General features: G+C 60.4%; 4 protein-coding genes. 1 reads left to right on the top strand and 3 read right to left on the bottom strand.

Annotation, left to right across the window (positions count from 1 at the left end; all coding sequences use genetic code 11):
- Nucleotides 1–305 precede the first annotated feature (305 nt).
- The gene (locus K8U03_02930; protein MCE9603838.1) at nucleotides 306–956 is read left to right on the top strand and encodes a 3'-5' exonuclease domain-containing protein 2; all 651 of its coding nucleotides are present in this window, start codon (nucleotides 306–308) and stop codon (nucleotides 954–956) included.
- Between the two features lie 978 nt (nucleotides 957–1934).
- On the opposite strand, the gene glnA is transcribed toward K8U03_02930, so the two are convergent.
- The 3 genes from glnA to K8U03_02915 form a co-directional block, all read right to left on the bottom strand.
- Nucleotides 1935–3347 (bottom strand): type I glutamate--ammonia ligase, encoded by a 1413-nt coding sequence (glnA, locus tag K8U03_02925; GenBank protein MCE9603837.1) that lies wholly within the window; start codon nucleotides 3345–3347, stop codon nucleotides 1935–1937.
- Nucleotides 3348–3694: 347 nt separating this feature from the next.
- Nucleotides 3695–5869 carry a glutamine synthetase III gene (locus tag K8U03_02920; protein ID MCE9603836.1) on the bottom strand — a complete coding sequence of 725 codons (2175 nt, stop codon included), beginning with the start codon at nucleotides 5867–5869 and terminating at the stop codon, nucleotides 3695–3697.
- A 424-nt stretch (nucleotides 5870–6293) separates the two neighbouring features.
- A complete protein-coding gene (locus K8U03_02915; GenBank protein MCE9603835.1) occupies nucleotides 6294–8978 on the bottom strand; it encodes an MMPL family transporter in 2685 nt (894 codons plus the stop codon).
- Nucleotides 8979–9278: the final 300 nt, after the last annotated feature.

Raw genomic sequence — 9278 nt, 5'->3', positions numbered from 1 at the left:
AAACTCGCAATGCACGTCGAAGGCGATAAAATAAGCGGACATGTCGGGGCTCCTGAGTCGGGATACAGAGGGACGTTGAACATCCGAAATGGATCCCACCGGGAGCCCCGGCTTCCTATATCTTCACGGACAACTCGTTGTCCGTGCGCCGCCAGGCGCTTGAGGTTTCGATTCAGCTCCCAAAAGTATCCATCTCGCCCGAAGTCGGTTAAGTTGACAAGGCCTCCTGCGCTTTCAGCGCACGGACAACAAGTTGTCCGTGCCACCCAGTGGGCGAGCAACTGATCTCTATCGTTAGGCTTGCAGTGGCGAAGTCAGAACTTCTCGAACGGCCCACTAAGGAGCAGATCGCGCTGCTGCCGCCGTTTGCCGGCCTCGCGTTGAATCAGATCGTCGTGCTGCGGTCGCCTGGTCAACTCGACGACGCCTATCGCGCGATCGAACGAGAGAGGTTCGTGGGCTTCGACACCGAGACTAAGCCCAGGTTCACCAAGGGGGCTGAAGCAACCGGTCCGCACGTGGTGCAGTTCGCGCTGCGGAATCGGGCCTTTATCGTGCAGCTCGGCAACAAGCCTCCCCTGCCGTTCCTCAAGGCCGTCATCGAGTCCCGGGAAATCGTGAAGGTCGGCTTCGGCCTGAAGTCGGATCGCGGTCCGCTCTTTCGACGACTGGGCGTCACGGTGGGAGCGGTCGTCGAGTTGACGGGAAAGCTGCGCACGCTGCGCTACAAACAGGCGCTGGGCGCCAAAGCCGCCGTGGCGATCGTGCTGGGACAGCGCCTCCAAAAGTCGAAGTCGGTCACCACCTCCAACTGGGCCCACCCCGACTTGAAGCCCAATCAACTGCTGTATGCCGCGAATGATGCATACGCGGCCCTGTGCGTGTTCCGGGCGCTCGGCTCGCCGTACGCCCCCGCCGCGAGCCCGCCGCCTAAACCCGCCGACGAGCGCGGGTAACTTGTCGTCCGTGCGCCGCCAGGCGCTTGAGGTTTCGACTTAGTTCCCAAAAGTATCCATCTCGCCCGTAGTCGGTTAAGTTGACGAGACGCTCGTACGCTTTCAGCGCACGGACAACGAGTTGTCGTGCCAAACGGCGATGGAGTGGTTAGGCCGCTTACCCAACGACAGGCACTCCGACTACGTATGGTGCCAAACCTTGTGGGTGACGCTTGGCGAACTGGGCGTAGTTTCGCTCAAATGATTCAGTTCCTTGAACTGATTCGAGCCACAATTCAGTTCCGCGCAGCACCTCAATTACGAACTGGTCGAGTTGGATGAGTAGTGCTTTACCGCCGACAAGGCAGTAGTGAATACTGTAGTTCGGGTGACCGGGCTCTATAAACATGATGTGACTGTATTGGCCGTTTACTTGTTGGCTCCGCCCCTGGTGTAGCATGGCACAGCGAAACCCGTAACACGCCTCACCGGATAGGGGGTTCTCGCGGTCGCGACTCTCTTTGAGTCGTGGTCGAACCCAAGCTTCGTACCAAGCAGCGAACCGCTTGCCGGAGGCGCGACCATCGCCAGATTGCAGGGCACCAGCCATATCTGGAATTGACAGTGCTGCGAACAATGCCACGTAGTACAACTCCGCGTCCAGCGCTTTCCGTGTTTGTGCAATGAGTGTGCGCATGAGGCCTAACAGGTATTAGACAGCCGATTTGCGGTAAAACATTACCGCAAAAATGCGGCATAGTATGGATGTAGCCATACCGATGTTTTAGTCCGGCAAACAAGTTGCGACAATTCCGGCCGATCGTTTTCCGCGGGTGGCAAGGACAAATGTCCGTGCGCGGAACGCGCTCGAGGGCGTGCAGTTCCGGCCGTAGTCGTAGAGCCGTTTCCCGTTCGGAAGCTTGAATCGTCGCCTCTAGCGCCTACGGCGCACGGACAACGAAGTTGTCCCGTGCAACCCAGTGCGATTAGATGTCACGATTAGATATCGTAGTACAAGCAGAACTCGTACGGATGCGGCCGAAGTCGTAGCGCGTCGACTTCGCGCTTGCGCTTGTATTCGATCCAGGTCGTGATGACGTCGGGCGTGAAGACGTCGCCGCGCAACAGGAACTCGTGATTCTTTTCGAGGTTCAAGAGCGCTTCGTCGAGCGAGCCGGGAGTCTTCGGGACCTTCGAGAGTTCTTCCGGGCCGAGATCGTAGATGTCTTTATCGAGCGGCTCGCCGGGATGGTATTTGTTCTGCACGCCGTCGATCACGGCCATCAGCAGGGCCGCGAACGCGAGATAGGGATTGCAGCTCGGGTCGGGGCAGCGGAACTCGACGCGCTTCGCCTTCGGGCTCGAGCTGTACATCGGAATGCGGCAGGCCGCCGAGCGGTTGCGCTGCGAGTAGGCGAGGTTTACCGGAGCTTCGTAGCCGGGGACGAGCCGCTTGTAGCTGTTGGTCGTCGGGTTCGTGAGCGCGCAGAGCGCCGGGGCATGACGCAGCAGGCCGCCGATCGCGTAGAGGCCCATATCGCTGAGGCCCGCATAGCCGCCGCCGGCGAAGAGGGGTTCGTTGTTGCGCCAGAGCGAAATGTGGGTGTGCATGCCGGAGCCGTTGTCGCCGAACAGCGGCTTCGGCATGAACGTAACGGTTTTGCCGTATTTCCGCGCGACGTTCTTCACGATGTACTTGTAGTGGCACATGGCGTCGCCCATGCGCACCAAGTCTTGGTAGCGGAGGTCGATCTCGCATTGGCCGCCGGTGGCGACTTCGTGATGCTGCGCTTCGACGTCGAGCCCGCACTCGATCATCGTGTGCATCATCTCGTTGCGAACGTCCATCAGCTGATCGGCCGGCGGCACGGGGAAGTAGCCTTCCTTATGCCGGAGCTTGTAGCCGAGGTTCGGTTTCTCGTCGCGACCGCGGTTCCATTCGGCTTCGTTGCTGTCGAGATGGTAGTAGCCTTCGTGGGCGTTTTGATCGAAGCGAACGTCGTCGAAGATGAAGAACTCGGCTTCGGGCCCGATGTAGCAGGTGTCGGCGATGCCGCTGCTCTTGAGATAGTTCACGGCCTTACGTGCGATGTTGCGCGGGTCGCGCGAATAGTCTTCGCGCGTGATCGGGTCTTGGATGTTGCAGATGACGGAGAGAGTCGGAATCGCGGCGAAGGGATCGAGCACGGCCGTGTCGGCCTGCGGCACGACGATCATGTCGCTCTCGTTGATCGCTTGCCAGCCGCGGATGCTCGAGCCGTCGAAGCCGAGGCCGTCTTCGAAAACGTCTTCGTTGAGCTTGCCGACGGGAATGGTGAAGTGCTGCCAGACGCCCGGAAAGTCCATGAACCGAAGATCGACCGCTTTCACGTTCTTCTCACGGCAATAGGCCAATACTTCCTTCGGTTTCATGAGCTTACGCAGTGGTCGGTGGTCAGTGGTCGGTGGTCAGTATCTACTGCGACCCGCCATCGCAGATCGTACTTCGCTGGCGATTTCGCGGTCGTCGCCGGAGCGCATCGATCGCTCTGCAACACGGGTTCCATCATAAGTCGGGCTAGGGCGAACACAATCGACGAAAATCGGGTGCCGTCGGCGGAAGCGTAAAAAAAGCCGTGGCCGTACAAGCGGNNAAAAATAGCCGTGCGGTTCCTCGCGTACCGGCACGGCTCGAATCCGACTCGGAGCGTCCGTTCGTCGTAGGTCCCGTTGCCTATCAGCAACAAGAGCACGACGAACGAAGCGGTCCCGAGTTTCGACTATTTGATAAACAACATTTCTTGGTACGTCGGGAGCGGCCAGATTTCGTCGGGGATGATGGTCTCCAACTTATCGGCGATCGCACGAACCACGTTCATCGCCGGGATCACTTCGTCGCGGAAGTGCTTGGCGTGCGCGAGGATGTCGCCCGAGGCTTGGTGCTCGATCGCGGCTTCGAGCTTCTCGATCGCCGATTCGAGTTGCGCGACGAATTCCGTCGCCTTGTCGAGCGTGCCGAGATGCGGGGTCTTGCCGAGGGTCTTGAGCGCCACGGCCGTCGTCGCCAACTGGGCTTGATACTTAAACGCCGCCGGCAAGATCAACGTCTTCGCCATGCCGAGAGCGGTGAGGCTCTCGGAGTTGATGTCCTTGCAGTAGCGCTCGAGGTAAATCTCGTAGCGGCTGTGGACTTCCCCTTCGCTAAGCACGCCGTACTTGCCGAGCACCGCGATGTTCTTCTTGTCGATCAGGGCCGGGATGGCCGCGACCGTGTCCTTGAGGTTCGGCAAGCCGCGCTTCTCGGCTTCTTGGTGCCATTCTTCCGAGTAGCCGTTGCCGTTGAAGACGATATTCTTGTGCTTCTTGTAGCTATCGGAAACGACCTTCTGCACCGCTGCCGGTACCTTGCTCAAGTCGCCGCCGATTTCCTTCTCCAACGCATCGCCGATGTGCTCGAGGCTGTCGGCCATGATCGTGTTCAACACGACCAGCGGGCCGGCGATCGACTGATTCGAACCGACCGCACGGAACTCGAACCGGTTGCCGGTGAAGGCGAACGGGCTCGTGCGGTTGCGGTCGCCGGCGTCCTTCTTGATTTGCGGAAGGATGTCGACACCGATGGTCATCGTGCCCCCCTTCTTCGTCGTCGTCGCACCGCCCGCTTCGATCTGCGAGATGATGTCGGCCAGCTGACTGCCGAGATAGACGGAGATGATGGCCGGAGGAGCTTCGTTGGCACCCAGGCGATGGTCGTTGCCGCTGAAGGCGACCGACGCACGCATGAGATCGCCGTATAAGTGGACCGAGCGGAGCACCGCGGCGCAGAACACGAGGAACTGCATGTTCGAGTGCGGATTGTCGCCCGGATCGAGCAAGTTGCCGAGGCCGCAGCCCATCGACCAGTTGACGTGCTTGCCCGAGCCGTTGATGCCGGCAAACGGCTTCTCGGCGAACAAGCATTCCATGCCGTACTTGGCGGCGGTGCGCTTGAGGATCATCATCGTCGTGTTTTGATGATCGGCGGCGAGGTTGGCGTTTTCGTAGACCGGCGCGATTTCGTATTGCGCGGGAGCGACTTCGTTGTGCCGCGTCTTCACCGGCACGCCGAGCTTGTACAACTCACGCTCGCTATCGAGCATGCACGCCAGCACACGGTCCGGGATGGCGCCGAAGTAGTGATCTTCGAACTCTTGACCCTTCGGCGGCTTGCAGCCGTAAAGCGAGCGACCGGTCGTGACGAGGTCGGGACGTGCGAAGTAGAAGTTCCGGTCGATCAAGAAGTATTCTTGCTCGGGTCCGGCCGAGGCGGTGACGGGGCCGAAATCCTTGTTGCCGAACAGCTTCAAGACCCGCGTCGCTTGCTTGTCGAGGGCCTGCATCGAACGGAGGAGCGGCGTCTTCTTGTCGAGCGCTTCGCCGGTCCAGGAACAGTAAGCCGTCGGAATGCAGAGGGTCGTGCCGTTCGGGTTTTCGAGAATGTAGGCCGGGCTCGTCGGATCCCAAGCGGTGTAGCCGCGGGCTTCGAACGTCGAACGCAAGCCGCCGGAAGGGAAGCTCGAAGCGTCCGGTTCGCCTTGGATGAGTTCCTTGCTGCCGAACTCGGCGAGGGTCTTGCCGTCGCCGGTCGGGTTGAGGAAGCTGTCGTGCTTCTCGGCGGTGATGCCGGTCAACGGTTGGAAGACGTGTGCGTAGTGCGTGGCGCCTTTCTCGATCGCCCAATCTTTCATGGCGAGAGCGACGGCGTCGGCCACGGTCGGGTCGAGCATTTCGTATTGCTTGATGGTGCGCTGCAAGGCCTTGTAGATGGCCTTCGGCAGCCGCTCTTTCATCTGCGTATCGCCGAACACATTGCTGCCGTAGATCTCATTCGTCGGCGTCTCTTTGAAGTTCAACGGTGCTGCCGTCGACTTGAACGTGGTAACTGCCGCGACCGCCTCTTTACGTGCATTACTCAAGTGATTCTCCTCCGGGGCTTCCCGAAATAATAAGAACGGATGTTCGCCGCACCTAAGGCAAAGACCGTGCCGCAAGAATGGCGTCGTGCCGCGGCAAAAAGACCTAAGTGTCTACCGATAAGGCGTTTAGGATTATGCAAATGACTCAGATTGGGGACGTTTAGCCTAGTGGTCGCATGCTGAAGATGCAAGCAGTTAGGCAATTATTGCCGTTTTATTCAGCGTCGATTCGGCTAACACGGCGGCACCGTAAGGCCTAGGCAAAATCTAAGGGCGCCAGCCTATGCATCCGAGGTGAGCGGAGGCAGTTATGCCTCCGTTTCTGCGGCCCCTGGCGAAGGCGATCGACGCGAGTTCCCAAGGAACCGGCCGGTTTACACCGGCCGCTCGCCTCGGAAGAGGAAGATAAGATCGCTTCGGCGGCTTACCGATTTACCGTGCGTCGCGCGTGTTGCTCGGTGTGCGGTTTTGTCGGGATCGCCAACGGATCGGCCCCGACTGCCGCGAGCAACGCCGTTTCGCCCATTGGTTCGCCGGCCGGCACGTCGAGGATCGCCGACGTGGCGGGCTTGCGCTCCGGAATCACACGATAGAGCCAAGCCAAGAAGGCCGGCACCAAGATCGGGCGCACGATGAACGTGTCGAGGATCACGCCGAACGTCAGCGCGAAGCCGAGCGCGTGCATCGCTTTCAGCGTGCCGAACATGAGCGAGACGAATGTGCCCGCCATGATCACGCCGCAACTGGTGATGATGCCGCCGGTCTTGATGATCGCCTCGCGCAGGCCGCGCTCGCGACCGAGCCGCTTTTCTTCCTCGAAGATGCGCGTGGCGAGATAGATGTTGTAGTCTTCGCCGACCGCGACGAGGATCACGAACAAGAAGATCGGCACTTTCCAATCAAGTCCGGTGAAATCGGCGCCGTACATCCGCTCGAAGACCCATTCCGTGGCGCCGATCGTCACGAAGTAACTGAACACGACCGTGAAGATCAGGTAGAGGCAGATCATCGGGCGGCGCAGAATCGAGAGGATCACCGCGAACACGGCGAGCACGACGAGTTGCTGAATCAACCGCTCGTCGCTCGTGATCACGGCTTTCAAGTCGCGCGTGCCGGCGGTCGTGCCGATGAAGTCGAACGAGGAGCCGTGCCACGGAGAGTTCGGGTCCGACGACTTCGCCGTGGTGAAGCCTTCCAACTTACCGAGCACCTGTTCGGCTTCGACCGAGAACGGATCGTATTTCGTGATGATGTCGAACCGCGTGACCGTTCCCTTGCGCGGGCCCGCCATCGCGACATAGATCTTCTTCGACTGATCGTGTTCCTTGATGATGATGTTCTTCAATCCGCCGCCGAAGAGGCCGCCGCGCTTTTTGGGCGCTTCACCCGTCTCGGCGGGAGTCGAATCGTTCCCCTCATAGCCGGTCGGGTACATCAAGCTGCGAACCGATTGCACGTCCCCCTGCATATCGGCGAAGAGCGTGCGCGTGAGGTCGCGAATTTCGGCCCGATGCTCCGGCGTGTCGAGATCCATGTTCTGCCCGTCTCGTTTGACGAGCATCGTGATCGGTCCCATTTCGCCCGCGGGGAAATGCTTTTTGAGCATTCGCGTTCCTTCGAGCGTCGGGGCGGCGGGCGGCAGGTCGGCGAGTAGATCGTAGCTGATCTTCACGCTCAACCCTTCCCACGCAATCGGCGCCATCACGACCAAGCTGACCAGCAGCAACGTGCCGGGCCGAGCCATGATGTGGTCGCTCGTCCAACTCCAGAAGCGGCCGATCAGGCCGTGGTCGTGCGGCGAGGGTTCGTGTGCGCCGCGAACGGTCGCCGGCCGCACCTTCAGCCCGAACGGCCAAAACACGGTCTTGCCGCAAGCTCGCAACAGAGCCGGAGCGAACGTAAGGCACGAGAGGAGCGTGACGACGAGGCAGAGCGCGATGGCAGGGCCGCTGTAGGTGAACTTTCCGAAGTCGGAAAAGAACATCATGCCGAGCCCGCAGACGGTGGTGAACGCGCTGCCGACGAGTGCTTCACCGACGGACCCGAGCGAGTGCTCTAAGGCGATGACCTTATCGTGACCGCGCTCCAGTTCTTCTTTGTAGCGCGAGATCAAGAACAGACAGAAGTCGGTGCCGGAGCCGAAGCAGATGACGAAGATGAAGATTTCCGAGGTCTTGAAGATTTCGAAATGAAACCACTCGAAGCCGGGAACCGTGCCGAGTTGCGTGAGCGCGGCGACTAAGTCTTTGGCGATGAAGACGGCGACGCCGATCGTGATGACCGGCACGAACACCAAGATCGGTGCTTGATAGACGATCAAGAGAATGAAGAGGACCAATGTCGCAGTCGCGAAGTGGATGTTCTTCACGCTCTCGTCGGAAGCCAGCAGCGTATCGCCGCCGACGGCCGCGGAACCGGTCAGGCCCCAGTTCAACCCGGCGGGGACCGGATCTTCCGCGCGTTTCAAGGCCGCGTCGACCTTCTCCTGGACCATCTTCTTGGTCTTCAGCAAGACGTGAACCGAGTCGATCGCGATGAACTCGTGTTCCAACGAACAGACGACGATCGCGGCTTTCTTGTCGCCGCTGACGAGCTTTTGCCCGACGACGTCGTCGGCCGAAGAGCTGCCCCCGACCAGATTACGGATCGGACGCGTCACTTCGACGATCGCCATCCCTTGCGTCTTCGGGAACGCTTTCGTGTCGACCGGGGCCGCGACGGGCACGGCCGGCGCGCCGGCATCGCTCGGGTTCGCGCCGCCTACGGCGACGGCTGCGGCCCCCTCGGGGGTTGCCGGCACGTCGGGCTTGACCGGCGTGAGCCAGTCGGCGATTTCGTGCGCCAGGTCCAGATCGGTCTGCAGCAACCCGGTCTCGCGTTCCAGCACGACGACGATTTGACTGCGTGATTTATTGTCGGGAAATGCTTCGCCGTACAGCTTCTCGCCGCGCACCGAAGTCATGCGGGCCGGCAGATACGCGAGATCGCCGTCTTTGGTGACTTGGTCCCAAGTGGGAGAGCTGCGATGGATGACGAAGGCGGCGGCAATCCAAACGACCAGGATCAGCCACCAACGACGCGCGACGAACGAACCTAGATATTCATACATGGTGGGATTGCGCCGGCCTCGAGTCCCGTTTTGAGCCAGGCGTCCAATCGCACCGGCTACTTCCTGCTGAACCGTTTCGAGTAGGGAAGGGTTCGCTTCCTGGGCATCGCGAACGATGCGCACAATTCGAGCAACTTCCGTACCGACTACGTTCGGTGACGTGGACGAAAGACGACTACGGACGGGCGGGCGACTTCACGGAAGTTCGGCGGTTGCGGTTCCTCCGCAGCAGGCCGACCTTCTCCGTCGCACGACCGCCGACGCGCTCTCTTTCGCACGGCTACCAAACGCCAAATGGTA

It is taken from the genome of Planctomycetia bacterium (assembly GCA_021413845.1).
Lineage (GTDB): Bacteria > Planctomycetota > Planctomycetia > Pirellulales > PNKZ01 > PNKZ01.
This window is presented reverse-complemented; position numbering and strand designations above follow the sequence as displayed.